Genomic DNA, 18,081 nt, shown 5'->3' on the forward strand with positions numbered 1-18,081 from the left:
GCGATTTGGCTCCCCAACACACCGCTTCCTGCGACCGTGACATTCTTGAAATCCATTCCATCCCACTCCCTTTGAATAGATGATGAAAGTCTTGGTGTATTGGCAGAAAAGGATGTTTCTGCCAAAGAATCTCTAATTCCCATAGTAGGGGAAGCGGGGGAGTTTTGCCATTGTTAAATTAAGAAACGAGCTTCAGCCCGACGGCAGACCCGAGAACCATCGCGATAAACAAGATGCGCCGCCAATCTTTTGATTCGTTATAAAACAGCATGCCGATGATCGCGCCGCCCGATGCCCCGATGCCGGTCCAGATGGCGTACGCCGTTCCCATCGGCAATGATTCCATCGCAACGGACAAAAATAAGAAGCTCGCGACAAATCCGCCGATGAGCATCGCAAGTGACTGCCACTTTCGGTCGTGATGCCATTTATTGATCATCGCCACGCCGACCATTTCAAAAATCCCTGCAAGTATTAATGAAATCCATGCCATCACGCTTCACTCCTTTCTGGTGCAGAATCCGGTGTCACGAGTTTCAAGCCGATGACGCCGAGCAGTAAAATCCCGACCAGTACCAGTTTTGCGGCATTGATGGGTTCATTGAAGAATATAATTTCCGACAATACGGTCCCGGACGTCCCGAGCCCGACGAAAACCGCATATACGGTGCCAACCGGCAATTTGTTTCCCGCATCGATCAGTAACGTGAAGCTGACAGCGATCGCGACGATCGTAATGAGCCATTCGCCGAGCGAATCCGCATGCTTTAATCCAACCACCCACGCCACTTCAAACAATGCCGCGATTAATACTTTTCCCCATTGAAGATTCATTGGAATTCCTCCTATTTCATGTTGCTCAATTTTTAAACATTGAAGCTGTTTTTATAACGAATCGACATCTACCAGACACTGGAAATGTTACAATGAATGTCTACAATTCCGTGGAATAAAGCTTGTTTCTTTTGAATTCCGATACAACCGGTCCAGGAATAAGCTAAAAAGCCTTGCTTAAGGTCAACAGAGGAGGGATTGAATGGAAGTCTTTGGGCTTATGGGCTTTATTTTTGGCATGTCTGGTTTCACTTTCGCGATTATTGCCTTTACCACTGCGCTTACTAGCAACAATCGCGTTAAAGAACTTGAAAAAAGAATGAACGAGTTAGAGAGACCATCCTGAACTGTGCCTCAGGGCGCTGGATTTTCGAAAGCTCGGACCATAACGAGAACTTCCTGCATGCAGGGGTTCTTTTTTAATTTGTCCCGATATTCCGTGCGAGTTCATGCTCAACAACGCTCACAAAAGCAGCGGCTTACAAAATAAAAAGCCCGGGAGAACTGTAAAAACAGTTTCTCCCAGGCTTTTGTCCCTCCGTGTCACAGCGAGTGCTGTGTGTTTTCTCTCGGACCAGGCCAGCTGTGCTGCGGAACCCTAGAAAACCTTTTTTAGTAATTCAATTACTTTATTTATATAAGAAACGGGACTGAACTTCAAGCGAAAAGGGTTCGCCCATTACGGACGCCTTTTGTCCATGACGTCCGCCACTTCATGGGACAAGGGGTCTTGTTCTTGCCGCAACCCGTCGATCACATGTTGATAGTCTTCGGGCGCTTGGTTCTGGCTCAGCTTGAATGCAGCTTGGATATCGGTGATGTGAAGTTTGAATCCCACAATGCCTTTAATATCTTTTTCGAGCAGTTCGGTCGGGAGAGTGTCCCACAGGACCGGCTCGTCGCGATGCTGTTCGTGCTTCTCGAGCAAGGTTACCAAATCCTCACGCAGTTCATCTTCCGATAGCAAGCGGCCGGTGGCGTACACATGCGCCGACTGGTAATTCCACGTCGGGATGTCTTTTTCCTCGTACCAGGAAGAGGTCACATAGGAATGCGGGCCTTGGAAGGTTACCAATACTTCATCCGCTTCTTCGATCGTTTTCCACTGAGGGTTGCCGCGTGCGAAATGGCCGCGCAATACATATCCGTCTTGTTCTTTTTTTAGCTGGAAAGGTAGATGCGTCGCAAGCGGTCGGCCTTTTCCAGCGGTGATGATCGTGCCGAATGAATGGGCTTCGATAAACTCGCGGATCTCTTCCGGGTCATTCACTTTATAGTGTTTTGGAATGTACATGGTAGACCGCCTTTCAGATTAAAGTGTCTTCGTCAAAATCAAATCCGTCTGCTCGTCATCGCCCATGAAAAACGAATGGCTTCCGGTTTCAACAAAGCCTTTTTTCTCGTAGAACGCACGAGCGTTGTCGTTATGCTCCCAAACGCCGAGCCAGATTTTCTCTTTGCCGAGTTCATGTGCCATCTCGAACGCCTGGTTCATCAATACTTTCCCGGCACCGTTTTTCTGGAACTTCTTCTTGATGTAGATGCGTTCCACTTCGAGCGCCTGATCACCCATCGGCTCGGTTTGCGCTTCGTCTGTATTGATTTTCAAGTAGCCGGCCACTTCCTTGTCGACCATCGCGAAATAGAAATGGGAAGCGGGGGTAGCGAGTTCTTTCTCGAGCTTCGGCTTGTTATAGGCTGCTTCAAGATAGGCGTTCATGTTTTCTTCGCTATTGTGTTCGTCGAAGGTTTCCTTATAGGTGAGAATGCTGATGTCTTGCAGTTGTTCAAGGTCACTTGCTGTGCATTTACGTAGGCTTGCCATGAAGATTCGCTCCTTTAATGATTAGTAATCACGCTTTTGGCCTTTTTTGACCGATTCGAAATCGACTTCGATGTTCTGTCGGATGCGGCGCAAATAGCGCTCGATCTCAGCCGCTTCCTGTTCGGTAAAGCCCTCGAGTGCGACTGCATTCGAATGCTCGTTTTCCCGGATGATGAAGGGATAGGCCTGGCGTGCTTTTTCTGTCGGGTAGATCTTTTTGATTTTCTTATTATCCGGGTCATTACGTTTTTCAATAAAGCCGTTGCTCTCCAGTTTCTGAAGCGCGCGTGTCGCGGTGGAACGGTCGACTTTGATGAGGTCGAGCAATTGCTCCTGGATGATGCCGGGGTTTTCGCAGATGCGAACGAGGTAGAGATACTGCCCTTTTGTCAGCTCCAGCTCTTTGAATTCGATATTGCTGATGGAATCAAGGGCACGGGCAATCATGCCAATTTCACGCAGGATTTCTGCCATAATAAAACTCCTTAATTTATGTTGCAAATGCAACAATAATGAATTATATTGAGTGTACAAGAACCATTCGGACAATGCAAGAAGGGGGAGCGAAAAAAATGAAATACTTCTTTTACGTCGCGGGCTTACTGTTATTGTCACTCGGAATCGCGCTGACCATTTTGTCAGACCTCGGCACCTCGCCGTTCGACGCTTTATTAGTCGGCCTGAGCTTCAATGTCGGCTTGACGGTGGGGAGTTGGGAAATCATCATCGCAGCCATCATGATCGTCGGAAACGCCATGCTCGGCCGGCAAAAACCGGAACTCCTTGGCATCATGACCGCCGTCATTGTCGGAATCGGCATTGATTTCTGGCTTTATACATTGAGCACAGCGATTGCGCCTGTTAGTGTCACCAGCCAGATTCTCTACTTTACAGCGGGTCTCTTCGCAGTAGGCGTTGGCACAGCAATCTATCTCCACACGAATTTCGCGCCGATTCCAGTAGATCGCCTGACGCTTCTCGTAAAAGAACTGGCGAAGACCAATCTGTTCTTCTCCAGAACCGCCATCTATTTGATATTCCTGGTCCTCGCCATTGTTTTCGGTGGACCAATCGGCATCGGGACCGTGCTGACCGTATGTTTCGGCGGGCTTATCTTGAATGCCATTATGCCCGTGACGGCGAAAACTTTGGATCATGTGCTGTTGCGGAAAGGATCGCTGATACCATAATGTATGAAAAATCGATAGCAAGAGAAAGAAGAGAAGAATCTGAAAATTCTTCTCTTCTTTTTAATATATTGATGGATTTTTTTGGTATATTTAAAGGCATAAAGAAGTTTTTAAAAAACTGGAGGATTATCTCATGGAGGAGTTATTAAGTGGATTTGAATTAAGCTTTGAATTAATGTGGAGAATCGCCACTGCGGAACCGCAATTGACAGGTTTTCTTATTATATTTGGTTTAGGGGCAGTTTTACTTGCATTAATCACCAATATTCTGAAAGACCGCAAACTGAAGCGGTCTGGCATGCTGCAAGTGGATCAAATGAAAGGCAAGGAATTCGAAGACTATCTCCGCGTGTTGTTTTTAGAGCGAGGCTATCACGTGCAGATGACACCGGCCAACGGAGATTATGGCGCGGACCTCATTTTGTCGAAAGCTGGGCGGAGAATCGCAGTTCAAGCGAAACGCTGGAAAAAGAATGTCGGATTGAAAGCCGTACAAGAAGTTTCCACGGCGAAACTGCATTACAAAGTGGATGAATGTTGGGTGGTTACTAATAGCGGCTACACAGAACCGGCAAAAAAGTTGGCAGCTTCCAACGGAGTGAAATTAGTGGACCGTGTGGTGCTTATGAAATGGATGCTGGAAATGAATAAGGAAACTGCCACCAGCAAGGCAACAACTTCGAAAATTAAAGGGGATACCATCAATAAAGAGAAACTATAACTAGCGGAGGAATGGCAATGAATTATATTCAAGACATGCGCGAGCTGATCGGCTCGAATCTATTGATGACGGTTGGATGTGGAATCATTCTGGAAAAGGACGGCCGAATTTTGCTTCAGCACCGAAAAGACCGAGATGTTTGGGGCATTCCGGGCGGCGTTATGGAGCCTGCGAAACATTTCTCGAGACAGCCATTCGGGAAACTTATGAAGAAACCGGCCTGCAAGCAGAGAACTTGCAGCTGTTCGGCCTGTATTCCGGAGCAGAAGGCTATGCCGAATACCAAAATGGCGATCAGGTCTATAGCGTGCAAATTATTTTTCACACTCAAGAGTTTTCAGGAGAGCTGATTCAAGAAGGTACGGAAAGCCATGAGCATCGCTTTTTCAAACCGGACGAACTGCCACAAATCAATTCGCATCAGGAACGCTTCATCATGGATTGGGTAAATAAAGGGAGTTTGCCGATATTGAAATAAATACGCAGCGAATGGGAGTGGAAGGGATGAGAGAATACTTAGAAGAAAACAAGGCCTACCATTTATCATTCCTCGCCGCTGTCATCATTGGGTTTATAGTTGCCAAAATCTTTACGGAAGTGGCAGCGGACGGCTTATTCCTCTGGGTGCTCGGCTTCTTTTTTGTCGCTGAGCTTGTGAAGTTTATCGTTTGGCGGATTGAGCAAAAAGAGGAGTAGCAACCGAATAGGGAGGCAAAGCTGATGAAGAAACTGATCCCAATCTTATTCCTTGCTGTTTTATTAAGTGGCTGTATTGGTGAAGAGCAGTATTTTTATTCAGGACAAAGTGAGAGTTGGAGCATGACGTATAAAGTAATTGAGGCGCAAAGCGGCAGCCAGCAAGTTGAGGGGACGCTCGAGTATATAGGAGCGGGGACAGCACCAGAGACAATCGGTTATTCGATGAATTCGGTTATTCGAGGCCAATCAACGACAAATATGCCTGTAACAGATGATGGGAAAGTGACGGTGCAAAACGGAAGTTGCGTGGATTGCGCGATCATTCAAGAGCACACGAAAATTAAAGTCGAAGTCATATGGGATGGGAAATCGGAAACATTCAATTTGGATGAGGAAGAATCTTAAACGGCGACGTGTGGTCGTAATAAAAGCATAGAAAGTAACCAATCCTTTTGAAACTTTAAGTCGGCCACGTGTAACCAATACGTAAAGGATTCTAAGTAAGCTACAGCAGATTAACACTTCTTACACAATTCACTTATCGAGCTTTTTTTCTAACCGATTTACCTTTTTGAATAGCACTACCAATGCAACAATGATGGCAATCGGCAAAATCCAGGTGAATAGTGAAGTGAAAATGCCAGTCAGGAATACAGAAGTCATTATATAATCTCCTTCTCATACTTTTTTTCAGCAGAATTGTGAATGAATCTGCTGCCAATTAATTGTTAATGAGATAAGCATATCATACGTAAGAAAAAGGGGGTTACACAATGGAGAATCAGTTTCTTGAAGAATATCTACAGTACATAAACAAAGCAGGGGACAGGAAAGCGCTGTATAAAGCTGTCGCAGTGGAGTATGGCATTCGAAACGCGATCTATCCAGGTTCTTTTATTGATATTTCCCCGTCTCTAGTCATTCCTGACGTGACGTATATCGATAATTTCAAGGGAGCCATCAGGTTTTTTAAACAGATGGAAGGCATCAAGAACTATGTAGAGAAAAATAAAGAGTATCTGGAGGTATGTGAGATTTCCTTTATCGGCGAGGACTATACCGAGCCACTTGAAATAGGGCAAGTCGATTTGATCATCTCCCAGTATGCCGGATTTGTCGGCCAGGAAACCAAGCAATATTTAAAACCTGGAGGCATTCTTTTATGCAACGACAGCCACGGAGATGCCACTTTGGCAAGATACGATGCCGACTTTGACTTTATAGGCATCGTGAATGATAAAAACGAAATTGAAACTGGCCAGTTGGATCGGTATTTCAAGCGCCCGAAAGGAAAAGAGATAGACTTGCCGACGGTCAAAAAGAAAATGAAAGGATGGAACTACAGTGTTGGCGCTGAAAATTATTTGTTCCAGAAAATATCCGAAAACAGCGCCAGCAAGCCGTTAGGAACAAGCTGATAAACAGTAGCCACAAAACGTTAAATCGAGGCAGAAGGTGAATGTTCTCATCGGATAAGGTTCATAGCAAATTTTAAGTGAATGATAAAACAGATAAAAGCGACGCAGCTGATTCAAACAGTTGCGTCGCTTTTATAGTTCCTTCTCAGAAAGATATTTCCACTTCTTCAAATAAGGTGATGCCAAAATAGCTGTATTGGATATGTATGGTCCGGATTTCTTCATTATGTATCACATTGAGCCCGTAAATCTCTTCGTCTTTGGAAGCATTTTCGGCATCGTGAGGCGGAGAAGTACCTGTTTGGATGGTTACTTCATCGAAATTGAGAAAGCGATAGGGCTGCGCCGCTTCGGACTGAAAATCGTTTGTATGAATCAGTCCTTGCACTTCGTTGCTTACTTGAATTTTGCTATCTTGCGGATCTTCATAATCATTCACTGCCACATCCGTCACGCGGATATCCCCCCACCCCTTATTGCCAAAACCGACTACGGCGAAATGTTGGTTTTCATTAGTGGCGTGCATATTTATTTCAAGCGGCGGGTTGCTCTTTAAGAAAATAAGCATCCCGCCGACCAAAGCCACAAACACCATCAACGTTAACACTACGATTAAAATCTTCTTATTCAACTTCTCCAATCCCTTCTGCTAATCCAACTACTCAACCGAAAAACACTTGATACAAACTATAAGCAATCAACAAGATCACCAGCAGCAAAATGACCCCGCCGATTTCTTTCCATCCCATGCCTCGTGTATCGGGCATGCCGCTTTGTGCACGGTTGGTCGAGTCATTGACATTGCTGCCGGCATGTTCTTTCTGGTCTTTCAGCTGCAGGCGGTCGCGCTGGTCTTCAGGTTTGTTTTGGTCGGGCATACTAGGTCCTCCTCCAATTATCATTTTGAATATAACTCTAATGAACTATACGACCTTTGATCCAAAAAGTTACATAAATCCCAGTCGCTTTTTCCTTATTTACTTAAGATTAACTATGTCTTGCCACAAATATGTATGATACCATTTATTTATCAATATTTTCCATAAAATCCATATTAATTGCAATGAATTAAAGGGGGCTACTTATGGGACCGGGTTCCATGCTCGTAATGCTGATTATCACCATTGCGTTGGTGTATTTCGTAATTAAAGCGATCAAGAAAACGATAGATGGCTTCAAAGGGTGAAAAATGTATAAATGTTTCGGGGATGGGAGTGGGAACGATTAAAAAGCGGCTTGGCTTATTTATCATTTCATCGATTTTATTGACAGGTTGCGGAAGTTTACACGGCACCGTGGCGGAAAAGACGGAGGCGAGTTTTATGCTGGACGTCCAAACCGACGATGCACGGCAAGACCCCATCCAAGAGATTTTCCTGACCGACCATACGGAGTTCATCGGCGCCGCAAGCTCGTTCGAGGAGCTCGAAGAAGGCGATCGCGTCAAAGTCACGCCATTCGATACGACACCGGATATTCCTTATTTTCTTGCTTCCAGGGTCACGGTTGAATGAATATTAATGAAACGGGCAGAAACTTGTTATATACCAATCCTCCGGGCGCATGGTAATCTAGTAAAAATCTAAAATCAGTGCGATGAAGAGAACAGTAGCTGGCAATTCCTTTTTCTAGAGAGCTCCGGGGTGGTGGAACGGGGCAAAAGGATGTTAGTGAAGCAAGCCTCTGAGCACCGCATCGGAACCAGGCGGGGATGATGCGGCGGGAGCTCCCGTTATAGAGCTCAGGTATAGATCGAATGTACCGAATGAGGCCCATATGGCGACATATGGGCGAACAGGGGTGGCACCACGACCGGAATCTCGTCCCCAAGACAATTGTCTTGGGGGCGGGATTTTTTTATTCGCCCAAAAATTAACGGGAAGTGGTGGCGGAGATGAAAGGGATATGGAAAGACAAAGAGTGGCGGGAGCCGGCTGTATTACTGACAGGAATCGGCATCGCAAACTTCGGGGCGTGGGTCTATTTGATCGCCTTGAACTTGATTGTGCTCGACATGACCGGGTCGGCGCTTGCAGTCGCGGGGCTTTATATCGTCAAGCCTGCTGCGACACTATTGACCAACTTTTGGTCAGGCAGCGTCATCGACCGGACGAACCAGCGCAATTTGATGATCACGCTCGATGCGCTGCGTGCCGTGCTTATCGCGTGCTTGCCTTTCGCTTCGTCTTTATGGCTCATTTACGCGTTCGTCCTGTTGATCAATATGGCGGGCTCGATATTTGAACCAGCGTCGATGAGCTATATCACCAAACTGATTCCGGAAAAAAACAGCCAGCGTTTCAACGCATTCCGCAGCCTCATCGACTCGGGCGCCTTTCTCATCGGCCCGGCTGTCGCTGGTATTTTGTTCATGATGGGCACGCCGGTGACCGCCATTTATTTGAATGCAATTGCGCTCATCATCTCCGCGCTTATCTTGAGTACCATGCCGAAGCTCGAAGAAAAAGCAACCGCTGCGGTAATTCCAGCGCGTATGTCCTGGGAAATAATCCGCGCCGACTGGAGAATCGTCATCGCCTTCAGCAAACACCACGTTCTTGTCATGACGGTCTTCTTTCTGTTCAGCTGCATGATGGTCATGGCCACCGCCATCGATTCGCAGGAAGCGAGCTTCTCGAAACGAGTGCTCGGCCTGACAGACGGCGAGTACGGATTTCTCGTGAGTATCGCGGGAGCTGGCATCATTTTCGGTGCCATCATGAATACCGTGTTCACGAAAAGGTTGACGGTCGCTGCATTGATCGGCGGCGGATCGGTGATGGTGTCGCTCGGCTATCTCGTCTACGCATTCTCGAACTCGTTCTTCGGGGCGGCGACCGGGTTTTTCATCTTGGCGTTCGCGCTCGCCTTCGCCAATACCGGTTTCCATACCTTCACGCAAAAGAATATCCCTGTCGATGTCATGGGCAGGACGATCAGCGTTTACAGTCTTCTGGAAGCGCCGCTGATCATCATTATGACAGCGGTCATCGGTGTGGCGTGCGGTGGTCATCGCTTCGACCGCCGTCATGTTCGGGATCTCGGTGCTGTTGTTGGCAGTGAGTTTCAAACAATCCAAAGAAAGCAGGGTGGCTGAAGTTGCATGAGAAAGCGAAAGGCCGTCCACTTAAAAAAGAAAGGAAGAAGTAAAATATGAAAAAGTTAATTATTCTAATTGGTGGGATACTACTTATATTTTTTTTTTTTCTTCTTTGATAATAACCCTCCTAAAAGCGAACCTTATATTGAGGGTTATGTTGTAGAAGCGGATTTTAATAGAATCTTGGTCATTAACGGTATAACTGAAGAACAATCTAAAAATATTAATGAAAAAGAAGCTTTAAATCTTGTTAATGTAGAAGCGATTTGGGTTAGCAAGTATAATTTTTTTCAGTTCAGAAAAGGACAAAAAGTGAGAGTTTGGGTAGGGGGAACAGTAGCTGAGTCTTTTCCAGCACAAGGAAAAGCAGATTATATAGAGATCATTAGTAAATAACTGCTAATATTATAAGAAGTGAATTTTCAATTCAAGCCGATCGAGGCAAGAAAATGTGAAGAAAAAAGCACCCCGAATCGCAAAAAGGTTTTGAAACCCTTGCGAAATGGGGTGCTTTTATATGTTGTAAAATGGTGTATATTTGATGCTGAAATTGTTGTGAATTTTTGTGTCAATTAACTATTTTGCGTCTCTCAACTGAACGGGTTACGAAAATCCGGCAAGTCTTTCTTCTGTGGCATTAAGTGTTTATTCTTCATTCTCCAAGTCCTCGATCAATTGCTTCATCTCATCAATTTCCCTGCGCTGGGCTTCAATAATTTCATCCGCCAGCTGCCTCACGCGAGGGTCCGAAATTTTCGCGCGTTCACTCGTCAAAATCGCGATCGAGTGGTGGGGGATCATCGCTTTCATCCAGCCAGTATCTTCAATGAGCACTTGGCTGCGCACGAGATAAAGCGATAAGGCGAAAATCAGCGCGCTGCCGGCAAGGATTCCGGCATTCGCTTTCTTGTTCTTGTACATCGGCCACATGAACAGCATCATGACGATCGCCATGACAGAGCCCATGATGAGCGCCATATACAAACGCGTTTCACTGTAGAAAATATGGTCGAGCTGGAACACATTCAAATACATCAGCCAATACATAATGAAAGTAGAAGTTCCGATCATGATCCCGAATTTTAAGTATTTGTTCATCATCTCTCTCTCCTTTATGATTTTTTTGTTGGGTTTTACTCCACAGGCGCTAATTCATCTTCTGTGACCCATTTGTGGTTGGTCACTTTCTCTCCGCTGTCAGTCGCATTGAAGTCAATCATATAGACGGTCATCTGTTCTGCAGAGTCAACCGTCGCTGTCACGCCGTCCATGCCTTGCATATGGTCAGCATTCAGCACGACTTCATCGCCTTCTTGGAAAGGGGCATCTCCGGCGTTCTCTAATTCTTCGTGAATGACCCATTTATGGTTCTCAACCGGATCACCACCGCCCTGAGGCGTGTAGCTTACCGCATAGACCGTAGTGTCATAAGCCCCGACAATGGTCGCCTCAGCGTCTTTCATTCCACTCATATGATCTGTCGTGATGATCGCTTGCGTCCCGACAGCGTACTTAGGATCTTGCGCTTCCTGTAAATCATCCGGAACTTCGCCGGAGCCGGAATGGTTCATCATATGGCCGTCATCGCCGTCCATATTCTCATCCATTTGGTCGTTCATGTCATTGGAGTTCTCTCCCATGTGATCATCCATCTGCTCGTCCATATCCACCGGTGCGTCGGAAGGCGACGGATCTGCGTTGCAAGCCGATAGCGCCAAAGCAGCCACAATCGACAGCGCACCCATCATCATTTTATCTTTAACCATCTTCTACCCCTCTTTTCTTAGTTGTATGCGTATTTACTGTCAAACAAATAGTGAATAACGCCCTATATGGTTAAGCTACCCCGAAGTTCTGCATAATGTGTGCAGGAAACGTGACAATTTATCTTTCTGCACATTAATTAAGTTTTCAATGACAGAAGCAAGCAGCTTTTACCGAATATGCACAAAAACTTGAAACTTATCCGGTACACTGAATAGTAGAAACGGCTTTGTCTTTACCGAGGGCAGGACAAAGAAACGCGAAGCTCGAAGTTAAGCACAACATGAAAGCGCAAGCCTGATGAGATTCAGGCTGATACGCTGAAAGAGGGAGTTTATGTTAAACAAACTGGCATTAAAAATCGGCCTATTATTTTTCGTCTTCATCGTCAGCATCGAATTGTTCTTGTTTTCGACGCTCTATATCACCTACGTCAATGAACGCGTCGATGAAGTGATGTCGAACTTACTCGCGCGGGGCAATACCCATAGCGAAGTGCTCGAGGACAGTTTCAATGAAACGACATTGTCCCATGTCGCGATGATGGAATCGTCTTCGGATTTCGTCGTCATCATCACGGATGAAACCGGCAATGAACTGACTCATTCCGATCGGATTGAACCGGAAATGCTCGACGTTCTCAGCCATACCGATATCGAACAGGTCCCGGAACAAGGCGAAATCCTCGAGGATAATTGGCGGGATGAACGCTTTATCGCGACCGACAGTCCGATTACGATCGGCGGAGAGCACCGGGGGCATGTCTTCATGTTCGCCGAAACGAATCACATCAAGGAAATGGTCGGGCGCATGAGAAATCAATTCATTCTCGGCGGATTGATCTCGGTGTTGCTGACGGTCATGACGATTTTCCTGTTGTCGCGCTTTATCACCTTGCCGCTCATCCGCATGAAAGAAGCGACCGAGCAGCTCGGCAAAGGCCAAGGCGAAGTGGCGCTCCACATCGAACGCAACGACGAACTGGGAGAGCTGGCCAATGCCATCACCCGGCTCTCCGATGACCTGGACCGGCTGAAGCAGGAACGCAACGATTTTCTTGCGAGCATCTCCCATGAACTACGTACGCCGCTCACCTATATGAAAGGCTACGCTGACATCGCGAGCCGCCCGGGGCTGACTGAACAAGAGCGGGAAGAATACCTTGCGATCATCCGGGAAGAAACGGCCCATTTGACGACACTCATCAAGCAATTATTCGAACTCGCACAACTCGACCATAACCAATTTTCAATCCAGAAAGAGCAAGTGCCGCTCGATGCACTATGCCATTCGGTCGCCGCGCTCGTGCGCCCGGCATTCAATGACAAGAACATCACCATTTCAGTCGAATGCGATCCGGAAATTACCGCCCGGATCGACCCGGCGCGCTTCCAGCAAGTCTTGCTCAATATTCTCGACAACGCGCGCAAGCATTCCGAAGCCGGAAGCCAAGTCACCTTGCAAGGGCGACAAGACGACAAATCGATCACCATCACCGTGACCGACACGGGCGAAGGCATTCCGAAAGAAGATTTGCCATTCGTCTTTGACCGCCTGTACCGCGTCGACAAATCCAGGTCGAGGCAGTACGGCGGCAGCGGGCTGGGGCTCGCAATCGCCAAGGAACTGGTCGAATCGCACGGCGGCCGCATCGACATCGACAGCGAACGTGGTGTAGGGACGGCTGTCACTATCACATTGAAACGAGGTGAGGAAAATGAAAAAAATCCTATTGATCGATGATGAACAGCGCATGCTTGATTTGCTGGCCTTGTACTTAACCCCTCACCATTATCAATGCATAAAAGCGCAAGGGCCGAGGGAAGCACTGCGTCACTTGGAAACGCAGGCGTTCGACATCGTTTTGCTGGATATCATGATGCCCGAGATGAGCGGTTTTGAGCTGTGTGTAAAAATCCGCAGCTTTTCCGATGTGCCGATCATCATGCTGACGGCGCGCGAACAGCAGGAAGACATCGTCAAAGGGCTCAAACTCGGCGCTGATGATTACATCACCAAACCCTTCAATGAAGAAGAACTGCTCGCCCGCATCGAAGCACTGCTCAGGCGGCAAGCGCCAAAAAACATCATCGAAGTGGATGGCTTGAAATGGGACGAAGAACGCTTCGAGCTGAGCTACCGGGGCACGCCGATCAAACTGACGCCGAAAGAATTCTTCATGGTCGGGCAATTGCTGAAAAACCCCGGCAAAGTGTTTTCGCGCGACCAATTGATTTTGCTCATTTGGGGCTATGACTCGGAAACGGAAGGGCGCACGATCGATTCGCACGTCCGCAACGTCCGGGAGAAAATCCGCCAATCCGGTTTTCCGGTCGATAAGCATTTCCTGACCGTGTGGGGAGTCGGCTATAAATGGTTGAACGAAGCCGAATAAATGCACAAAAGGGCCAGCCGGAAAACATTCCAGCTGGCTCTATTTGTCTTATGCGATTGAACGGCAAGCCTCTGCGCAGTTGTGGCAAGCTTCCGCGCATTTCTTGCAATGGTCGTGCATATCGGCGTGTTTCTGGCATTCGTCGCCGCAAGTTTGGCAGATCTCCGCACACACTTTTGCAAGCTGTGGGACGAAAGGCGAATTTCGTGTAATCGCCTGGGCCAAGTATGCGCACATGTCTGCACATTCCCGGTCCAAGCGGATGCATTCCGCCATCATCTTGACATCGTCTTCCTTCAGGCAAGCGTCGAAGCAGTGGTTGCACGCCGCCATACAGTCGTGCAGCGTTTCAAGCAATTGTTGATGTTGTTCGTGAGCCATTCCAAAAAACCTCCTTATTGGATTTAACTTGTCAGTAAGGAAATTTCCCGCTGGAACTGGAAGTAAACGGAATGTTCCGAACTCGATAGAAATTCCATAGAAACTGCACAAATTCCAAAAAAGCGCGATTGGCTATTCTCGATAATTTCTCGATAATTGACGCTTATAATATAGTCAAGAGAACCGAAAAACGATCCGAGAGGTGAAAGCACATGGCAAAACATGACGAAACGAAACCGCATGCAGACGATCATTCACCAGGTACAAGCCATCACGGCATGCATGAAGACAATTCGACCGTCCAGGAAGAACATGCCCATACAGAACATGCGCACGACGGGCATGAGCCTGAAGATCATGGACATGGAGGCGGACACGGCCATCACGGTCACGAGGGACATGAAGACATGGTGGAGGATTTCAAAAAGCGCTTTTTCATCTCGCTGATCCTGACACTCCCGATTCTCGCGATCTCACCGATGATCCAGCATTTCATGGGCGTCGATTGGCGCTTTGACAACGATATGTATGTGTTGTTCGCCTTGTCGACAATTGTCTTTTTCTATGGCGGCTGGCCGTTTCTTGTGGGCGGCATCGCTGAACTGAAAGATAAAGCGCCAGGCATGATGACCTTGATTGCGCTCGCGATCACCATCGCCTACAGCTATAGCACCGTCGTCGTGTTTGGCTGGGACGGCAATCAGCTGTACTGGGAGCTCGCGACATTGGTCGTCATCATGCTGCTTGGGCATTGGATTGAAATGCGCTCCATCATGGGGGCGTCGAACGCGCTCGAACAGCTCGTCAAATTGATGCCCAATGAAGCGCATCGTTTGAATGACGATAAACAAGTTGAAGATGTGCCTTTGTCCGAAATCCGCAACAAGGATTGGGTATTGGTCAAGCCGGGCGAGAAAATCCCGGTCGACGGCGTCATCGTCGATGGCCATTCCGCGGTCGATGAATCCATGCTGACAGGGGAATCGATCCCGATTGAAAAACAAGACGGCGACGCGGTCATCGGCGGTTCGGTCAATAAAGAAGGCTCGCTCGTCGTGGAAGTCGAGAAAACCGGAGAAGATTCCTATCTGTCCCAAGTCATCACGATGGTCAAAGAAGCCCAGGAATCCAAATCGAGAACACAGGATTTGACGAACCGTGCCGCGAAATGGCTGTTTTATCTGGCGCTTGCTGCCGGATTTGCCACATTATTCGCCTGGCTTGCACTCGGCTACTCCTTTGATATTGCCATCGAACGCATGGTGACGGTCATGGTCATTACTTGCCCGCACGCGCTCGGTCTTGCAGCGCCGCTCGTCGTCGCGGTATCGACCTCGATTTCAGCGAAGCAAGGCTTATTGATCCGTAACCGTGCGGATTTCGAAGGCGCACGCAATTTGAACGCCGTCGTCTTTGATAAAACAGGAACCCTGACTAAGGGCGAGTTTGGAGTCACCGACATCATCGCAAGTGATGGTTACAGCGAAGAACAAGTGTTGCAGCTCGCCGCAGCGATTGAACAGAACTCGGAACACCCGATTGCGACGGGAATCGTCCAATCGGCAAAAGAGCGGAACTTAAAGATCGGCAAAGTCACCGATTTCGAATCAATCACCGGTAAAGGCATACAAGGCCAAGTTGACGGCATGAAAGTCAACGCCGTCAGCCCTGGTTATATCAAAGGCGAAAATGTGCCATATGATGAACAAGTCTTTAACGCGTTGTCGGAAGAAGGGAAAACGGTCGTCTTCGTTCTGGCTGATGACAAACTTGCCGGCATGATTGCGCTTGCCGACATGGTGCGTGACACGGCGAAACAAGCGGTCGCGGCTTTGAAGGAAAAAGGCATCCACTCGATCATGCTGACAGGTGATAACCAAAAAGTCGCCAACTGGGTCGCCGCGCAGCTCGGCATCGAGGAAGTATACGCCGAAGTGCTGCCGGATGACAAAGCGAACCAAATCAAGAAAATCAAAGACAAAGGCTGGCGCGTCGCCATGACCGGAGACGGCGTAAACGATGCCCCGGCACTCGCGACCGCCGACCTCGGCATCGCAATCGGCGCTGGAACGGACGTCGCGATGGAAACGGCAGACGTCGTCCTCGTCAAAAGCAACCCGAACGATGTCGTCGCGCTCATCGATCTGTCGAAAAAGACCTACCGCAAAATGGTCCAGAACTTGTGGTGGGCGACCGGCTATAATATTTTCGCCATCCCGCTCGCAGCCGGCGTCCTGGCGCCGTGGGGCATCATCATCAGCCCAGCAGTCGGCGCGGTGTTCATGAGCTTGAGCACAGTCATCGTCGCAATTAATGCGAAATTATTGAAAGCTTAAAATGAATCACCATACAAAACAGAGCGTCCATTCAATATGAGTGGACGCTCTGTTTCTGTTTGATATGTAATAGGAATAGGAAATACACAAAGAAAAATATATAGTAAAGCTAATAAGCTTGGCCGATTGTCAAAGTTGAAACGAACGGAGAGATGGAATGGAACTGAAAAAACTAGCGGTGCGAGCTGCTGAACAGTACGCGCAAATCCCTAATATAGAAGCGATCATGCTGGCGGGATCGGTGTCCCGGAATTGGCAAGACGAATTCTCGGATATTGAATTGCTCATTTTTTGGAAACAAGCACCATTGGACGAAGCACGCACACAAATCATCACTCAACTTCAAGGCCAATTATTGGAGTTTCATCCATATGAAGAGGAGGAATGGGCGGAAACCTACACAGTGGACGGCGTGAAATTCGAAATCAGCAGTTTCCTAACCGAGACGATTCGCCAAACCATCCATCAAGTGACCCGAGAACTCGACGTCGATCCGGACAAGCAATGCATTGCCGCAGCCTTCCAACACGGTATTGCACTCTATGGGGAAGTGGCGATTGAGCAGCTGAAAAAACAAGTCGAGCATTATCCGCTTGAATTGCAAGAAGCGGTGATTAATTATTATAGCGATTTCGGAAGCCGTTGGAACAACCGGGAAGCACTCGTTCACCGGAAGGATTGGCTCATGTTCTACAAAGTGGTCGTTTCCGTCCAAACGAATATTATGGGCCTGCTATTCGGTTTGAATCGCCAATTCATTCCTCATCCGGCATTCAAATGGCAGCGCAACTCGCTCGCGTTAATGGACATCAAACCAAAGAATTGCGCCGCCCGTTTGGAGTCTGTGTTTTTTCAAGAGCCGTCTGACGCCATGAAAGAACTGGAAGCGCTCATTGGAGAAACTTTTGGGCTGATCCGTCAAGAACTCCCACATATCGACCTTTCTGAAGCAACTCGCAAAGCGTCGTTTGTCAGGCCAAAGATTTGAACGAACGCGTGATTTCCCTTTTTCGCAATAGCTCATCAAAGAGGAAAAACACCACAGCTACGATTACTGCGAAATACATAAGCGGGCCGAGAAATAGATAAGACAATAAGCCGAACCCTAAATGGATCAGAAAAGCGAGTGGGAAGCGATACTCCTCCACCTTGGAAGTCGCCAAATCAGAAAATGATGAAACGGGAATTCCGTAGACTGCGGACCCAAACAGTAAAATCAGAAACAAAAAAACAGAAAGCCACAATGCTGCGAAATCCATTCCGTTCCCCTTGATGATCGAGCCTATCGTTGAAAGTAATCCCATAGCGGTCAAAAATAGGGAAGTATAGAGCGCTGCTTTGCCTTTTCGGAATAGTGCATCGTCGTTGTATAGTTTTTTGCCAATGACCGGCAAAAACGTCAATGCAATCAAACTTAA

26 protein-coding genes, 1 riboswitch and 1 other annotated feature are annotated in these 18,081 nt (G+C 47.6%); of the genes, 14 read left to right on the forward strand and 12 right to left on the reverse strand.

The window, feature by feature from the left end; translation table 11 throughout:
• Nucleotides 1–178: 178 nt before the first annotated feature.
• Both ON064_RS11125 and ON064_RS11130 read right to left on the reverse strand, forming a co-directional pair.
• Nucleotides 179–493, reverse strand: a complete 315-nt coding sequence (locus tag ON064_RS11125) for a DMT family transporter (protein WP_274624818.1) — start codon at nucleotides 491–493, stop codon at nucleotides 179–181.
• Nucleotides 493–834: a DMT family transporter gene (locus tag ON064_RS11130; RefSeq protein WP_274624819.1), complete on the reverse strand. Its 342-nt coding sequence runs from the start codon at nucleotides 832–834 to the stop codon at nucleotides 493–495. Before ON064_RS11130 ends, ON064_RS11125 begins: the two co-directional genes overlap by 1 nt.
• A 202-nt stretch (nucleotides 835–1,036) precedes the next feature.
• Here ON064_RS11130 and ON064_RS11135 point away from each other — a divergent pair, with 202 nt between their 5' ends.
• Complete coding sequence (locus ON064_RS11135) at nucleotides 1,037–1,180, forward strand: hypothetical protein (protein WP_274624820.1); 144 nt, start codon at nucleotides 1,037–1,039, stop codon at nucleotides 1,178–1,180.
• Between the two features lie 171 nt (nucleotides 1,181–1,351).
• Nucleotides 1,352–1,447, reverse strand: a riboswitch (guanidine-I (ykkC/yxkD leader).
• A 66-nt stretch (nucleotides 1,448–1,513) separates the two neighbouring features.
• On the opposite strand, the gene ON064_RS11140 is transcribed toward ON064_RS11135, so the two are convergent.
• Genes ON064_RS11140 through ON064_RS11150 form a run of 3 tightly spaced genes read right to left on the reverse strand, consistent with a single transcriptional unit; the run spans nucleotide 1,514 to nucleotide 3,133 of the window.
• The gene (locus ON064_RS11140) at nucleotides 1,514–2,128 is read right to left on the reverse strand and encodes an FMN-binding negative transcriptional regulator (protein WP_274624821.1); all 615 of its coding nucleotides are present in this window, start codon (nucleotides 2,126–2,128) and stop codon (nucleotides 1,514–1,516) included.
• A gap of 18 nt (nucleotides 2,129–2,146) precedes the next feature.
• The gene (gene paiA, locus ON064_RS11145) at nucleotides 2,147–2,659 is read right to left on the reverse strand and encodes a spermidine/spermine N(1)-acetyltransferase (RefSeq protein WP_274624822.1); all 513 of its coding nucleotides are present in this window, start codon (nucleotides 2,657–2,659) and stop codon (nucleotides 2,147–2,149) included.
• A gap of 21 nt (nucleotides 2,660–2,680) precedes the next feature.
• Complete coding sequence (locus ON064_RS11150; RefSeq protein ID WP_274624823.1) at nucleotides 2,681–3,133, reverse strand: MarR family winged helix-turn-helix transcriptional regulator; 453 nt, start codon at nucleotides 3,131–3,133, stop codon at nucleotides 2,681–2,683.
• 98 nt (nucleotides 3,134–3,231) lie between these two features.
• On the opposite strand from ON064_RS11150, the gene ON064_RS11155 reads away from it, so the two are divergent.
• The 5 genes from ON064_RS11155 to ON064_RS11175 all read left to right on the forward strand — a co-directional run bounded on the left by ON064_RS11155 (nucleotide 3,232) and on the right by ON064_RS11175 (nucleotide 5,674).
• Nucleotides 3,232–3,849, forward strand: coding sequence for a YczE/YyaS/YitT family protein (locus ON064_RS11155; protein WP_274624824.1), 618 nt, complete (start codon nucleotides 3,232–3,234; stop codon nucleotides 3,847–3,849).
• Nucleotides 3,850–3,982: 133 nt separating this feature from the next.
• Nucleotides 3,983–4,570 (forward strand): restriction endonuclease, encoded by a 588-nt coding sequence (locus ON064_RS11160; RefSeq protein ID WP_274624825.1) that lies wholly within the window; start codon nucleotides 3,983–3,985, stop codon nucleotides 4,568–4,570.
• Nucleotides 4,571–4,646: 76 nt separating this feature from the next.
• A complete protein-coding gene (locus tag ON064_RS11165) occupies nucleotides 4,647–5,048 on the forward strand; it encodes an NUDIX domain-containing protein (RefSeq protein WP_407951610.1) in 402 nt (133 codons plus the stop codon).
• Between the two features lie 26 nt (nucleotides 5,049–5,074).
• Nucleotides 5,075–5,266, forward strand: coding sequence for a hypothetical protein (locus ON064_RS11170; RefSeq protein WP_274624826.1), 192 nt, complete (start codon nucleotides 5,075–5,077; stop codon nucleotides 5,264–5,266).
• Nucleotides 5,267–5,290: 24 nt separating this feature from the next.
• Nucleotides 5,291–5,674 (forward strand): hypothetical protein, encoded by a 384-nt coding sequence (locus ON064_RS11175; protein ID WP_274624827.1) that lies wholly within the window; start codon nucleotides 5,291–5,293, stop codon nucleotides 5,672–5,674.
• A 129-nt stretch (nucleotides 5,675–5,803) separates the two neighbouring features.
• Here the strand turns inward: ON064_RS11175 and ON064_RS11180 are convergent, their stop codons facing one another.
• Nucleotides 5,804–5,932, reverse strand: a complete 129-nt coding sequence (locus ON064_RS11180; protein WP_274624828.1) for a hypothetical protein — start codon at nucleotides 5,930–5,932, stop codon at nucleotides 5,804–5,806.
• Nucleotides 5,933–6,042: 110 nt separating this feature from the next.
• On the opposite strand from ON064_RS11180, the gene ON064_RS11185 reads away from it, so the two are divergent.
• Nucleotides 6,043–6,687 (forward strand): hypothetical protein, encoded by a 645-nt coding sequence (locus tag ON064_RS11185; RefSeq protein WP_274624829.1) that lies wholly within the window; start codon nucleotides 6,043–6,045, stop codon nucleotides 6,685–6,687.
• A gap of 145 nt (nucleotides 6,688–6,832) precedes the next feature.
• On the opposite strand, the gene ON064_RS11190 is transcribed toward ON064_RS11185, so the two are convergent.
• Together ON064_RS11190 and ON064_RS11195 are read right to left on the reverse strand one after the other, a co-directional pair.
• The gene (locus tag ON064_RS11190) at nucleotides 6,833–7,318 is read right to left on the reverse strand and encodes a hypothetical protein (protein ID WP_274624830.1); all 486 of its coding nucleotides are present in this window, start codon (nucleotides 7,316–7,318) and stop codon (nucleotides 6,833–6,835) included.
• Nucleotides 7,319–7,349: 31 nt separating this feature from the next.
• Nucleotides 7,350–7,565, reverse strand: a complete 216-nt coding sequence (locus ON064_RS11195; RefSeq protein WP_274624831.1) for a DUF6366 family protein — start codon at nucleotides 7,563–7,565, stop codon at nucleotides 7,350–7,352.
• Between the two features lie 336 nt (nucleotides 7,566–7,901).
• Between ON064_RS11195 and ON064_RS11200 the strand changes: the two genes are divergently transcribed.
• From ON064_RS11200 to ON064_RS11210, 3 genes are all read left to right on the forward strand, one after another.
• On the forward strand, nucleotides 7,902–8,201 hold the full coding sequence (locus tag ON064_RS11200) for a hypothetical protein (RefSeq protein WP_274624832.1): 300 nt from the start codon (nucleotides 7,902–7,904) through the stop codon (nucleotides 8,199–8,201).
• A 73-nt stretch (nucleotides 8,202–8,274) separates the two neighbouring features.
• Nucleotides 8,275–8,518: a binding site (T-box leader), on the forward strand.
• 63 nt (nucleotides 8,519–8,581) lie between these two features.
• Nucleotides 8,582–9,784 (forward strand): MFS transporter, encoded by a 1,203-nt coding sequence (locus tag ON064_RS11205; RefSeq protein ID WP_274624833.1) that lies wholly within the window; start codon nucleotides 8,582–8,584, stop codon nucleotides 9,782–9,784.
• Between the two features lie 81 nt (nucleotides 9,785–9,865).
• Nucleotides 9,866–10,183 (forward strand): YobA family protein, encoded by a 318-nt coding sequence (locus tag ON064_RS11210; protein ID WP_274624834.1) that lies wholly within the window; start codon nucleotides 9,866–9,868, stop codon nucleotides 10,181–10,183.
• A gap of 249 nt (nucleotides 10,184–10,432) precedes the next feature.
• Here the strand turns inward: ON064_RS11210 and ON064_RS11215 are convergent, their stop codons facing one another.
• Both ON064_RS11215 and ON064_RS11220 read right to left on the reverse strand, forming a co-directional pair.
• Complete coding sequence (locus ON064_RS11215) at nucleotides 10,433–10,885, reverse strand: DUF305 domain-containing protein (RefSeq protein ID WP_274624835.1); 453 nt, start codon at nucleotides 10,883–10,885, stop codon at nucleotides 10,433–10,435.
• Nucleotides 10,886–10,920: 35 nt separating this feature from the next.
• Nucleotides 10,921–11,553: a YdhK family protein gene (locus ON064_RS11220; RefSeq protein WP_274624836.1), complete on the reverse strand. Its 633-nt coding sequence runs from the start codon at nucleotides 11,551–11,553 to the stop codon at nucleotides 10,921–10,923.
• Between the two features lie 334 nt (nucleotides 11,554–11,887).
• On the opposite strand from ON064_RS11220, the gene ON064_RS11225 reads away from it, so the two are divergent.
• Together ON064_RS11225 and ON064_RS11230 are read left to right on the forward strand one after the other, a co-directional pair.
• Complete coding sequence (locus tag ON064_RS11225; protein ID WP_274624837.1) at nucleotides 11,888–13,294, forward strand: sensor histidine kinase; 1,407 nt, start codon at nucleotides 11,888–11,890, stop codon at nucleotides 13,292–13,294.
• Nucleotides 13,269–13,946: a response regulator transcription factor gene (locus ON064_RS11230; protein ID WP_121298198.1), complete on the forward strand. Its 678-nt coding sequence runs from the start codon at nucleotides 13,269–13,271 to the stop codon at nucleotides 13,944–13,946. Before ON064_RS11225 ends, ON064_RS11230 begins: the two co-directional genes overlap by 26 nt.
• 48 nt (nucleotides 13,947–13,994) lie before the next feature.
• Here ON064_RS11230 and ON064_RS11235 read toward each other — a convergent pair whose 3' ends face one another.
• A complete protein-coding gene (locus ON064_RS11235) occupies nucleotides 13,995–14,327 on the reverse strand; it encodes a four-helix bundle copper-binding protein (protein ID WP_121298197.1) in 333 nt (110 codons plus the stop codon).
• A gap of 212 nt (nucleotides 14,328–14,539) precedes the next feature.
• Between ON064_RS11235 and ON064_RS11240 the strand changes: the two genes are divergently transcribed.
• Nucleotides 14,540–16,663 (forward strand): heavy metal translocating P-type ATPase, encoded by a 2,124-nt coding sequence (locus tag ON064_RS11240; RefSeq protein ID WP_407951611.1) that lies wholly within the window; start codon nucleotides 14,540–14,542, stop codon nucleotides 16,661–16,663.
• A 157-nt stretch (nucleotides 16,664–16,820) separates the two neighbouring features.
• Nucleotides 16,821–17,651 (forward strand): DUF4037 domain-containing protein, encoded by an 831-nt coding sequence (locus ON064_RS11245; protein ID WP_274624838.1) that lies wholly within the window; start codon nucleotides 16,821–16,823, stop codon nucleotides 17,649–17,651.
• Here ON064_RS11245 and ON064_RS11250 read toward each other — a convergent pair.
• Nucleotides 17,635–18,081 (reverse strand): hypothetical protein (locus tag ON064_RS11250; RefSeq protein ID WP_274624839.1); only part of this gene is annotated, 447 nt, incomplete at its 5' end. The two genes, ON064_RS11245 and ON064_RS11250, sit on opposite strands and share 17 nt — an antisense overlap.

This window comes from Planococcus sp. A6 (assembly GCF_028823615.1).
Classification (GTDB): Bacteria; Bacillota; Bacilli; order Bacillales_A; family Planococcaceae; genus Planococcus.

Excerpts from the sequence above, each read along its gene's own strand:
- ON064_RS11160 (WP_274624825.1), top strand. The coding sequence starts at position 3,983 with ATGGAGGAGTTATTAAGTGGATTTGAATTAAGCTTTGAATTAATGTGG.
- ON064_RS11215 (WP_274624835.1), bottom strand. The coding sequence starts at position 10,885 with ATGAACAAATACTTAAAATTCGGGATCATGATCGGAACTTCTACTTTC.
- ON064_RS11245 (WP_274624838.1), top strand. The coding sequence starts at position 16,821 with ATGGAACTGAAAAAACTAGCGGTGCGAGCTGCTGAACAGTACGCGCAA.
- ON064_RS11240 (WP_407951611.1), top strand. The coding sequence starts at position 14,540 with ATGGCAAAACATGACGAAACGAAACCGCATGCAGACGATCATTCACCA.
- ON064_RS11175 (WP_274624827.1), top strand. The coding sequence starts at position 5,291 with ATGAAGAAACTGATCCCAATCTTATTCCTTGCTGTTTTATTAAGTGGC.
- ON064_RS11130 (WP_274624819.1), bottom strand. The coding sequence starts at position 834 with ATGAATCTTCAATGGGGAAAAGTATTAATCGCGGCATTGTTTGAAGTG.
- ON064_RS11155 (WP_274624824.1), top strand. The coding sequence starts at position 3,232 with ATGAAATACTTCTTTTACGTCGCGGGCTTACTGTTATTGTCACTCGGA.
- ON064_RS11170 (WP_274624826.1), top strand. The coding sequence starts at position 5,075 with ATGAGAGAATACTTAGAAGAAAACAAGGCCTACCATTTATCATTCCTC.
- paiA (WP_274624822.1), bottom strand. The coding sequence starts at position 2,659 with ATGGCAAGCCTACGTAAATGCACAGCAAGTGACCTTGAACAACTGCAA.
- ON064_RS11185 (WP_274624829.1), top strand. The coding sequence starts at position 6,043 with ATGGAGAATCAGTTTCTTGAAGAATATCTACAGTACATAAACAAAGCA.
- ON064_RS11180 (WP_274624828.1), bottom strand. The coding sequence starts at position 5,932 with ATGACTTCTGTATTCCTGACTGGCATTTTCACTTCACTATTCACCTGG.
- ON064_RS11230 (WP_121298198.1), top strand. The coding sequence starts at position 13,269 with ATGAAAAAAATCCTATTGATCGATGATGAACAGCGCATGCTTGATTTG.
- ON064_RS11225 (WP_274624837.1), top strand. The coding sequence starts at position 11,888 with ATGTTAAACAAACTGGCATTAAAAATCGGCCTATTATTTTTCGTCTTC.
- ON064_RS11195 (WP_274624831.1), bottom strand. The coding sequence starts at position 7,565 with ATGCCCGACCAAAACAAACCTGAAGACCAGCGCGACCGCCTGCAGCTG.
- ON064_RS11235 (WP_121298197.1), bottom strand. The coding sequence starts at position 14,327 with ATGGCTCACGAACAACATCAACAATTGCTTGAAACGCTGCACGACTGT.
- ON064_RS11205 (WP_274624833.1), top strand. The coding sequence starts at position 8,582 with ATGAAAGGGATATGGAAAGACAAAGAGTGGCGGGAGCCGGCTGTATTA.
- ON064_RS11135 (WP_274624820.1), top strand. The coding sequence starts at position 1,037 with ATGGAAGTCTTTGGGCTTATGGGCTTTATTTTTGGCATGTCTGGTTTC.
- ON064_RS11150 (WP_274624823.1), bottom strand. The coding sequence starts at position 3,133 with ATGGCAGAAATCCTGCGTGAAATTGGCATGATTGCCCGTGCCCTTGAT.
- ON064_RS11220 (WP_274624836.1), bottom strand. The coding sequence starts at position 11,553 with ATGGTTAAAGATAAAATGATGATGGGTGCGCTGTCGATTGTGGCTGCT.
- ON064_RS11125 (WP_274624818.1), bottom strand. The coding sequence starts at position 493 with ATGGCATGGATTTCATTAATACTTGCAGGGATTTTTGAAATGGTCGGC.
- ON064_RS11140 (WP_274624821.1), bottom strand. The coding sequence starts at position 2,128 with ATGTACATTCCAAAACACTATAAAGTGAATGACCCGGAAGAGATCCGC.
- ON064_RS11165 (WP_407951610.1), top strand. The coding sequence starts at position 4,647 with ATGTGGAATCATTCTGGAAAAGGACGGCCGAATTTTGCTTCAGCACCG.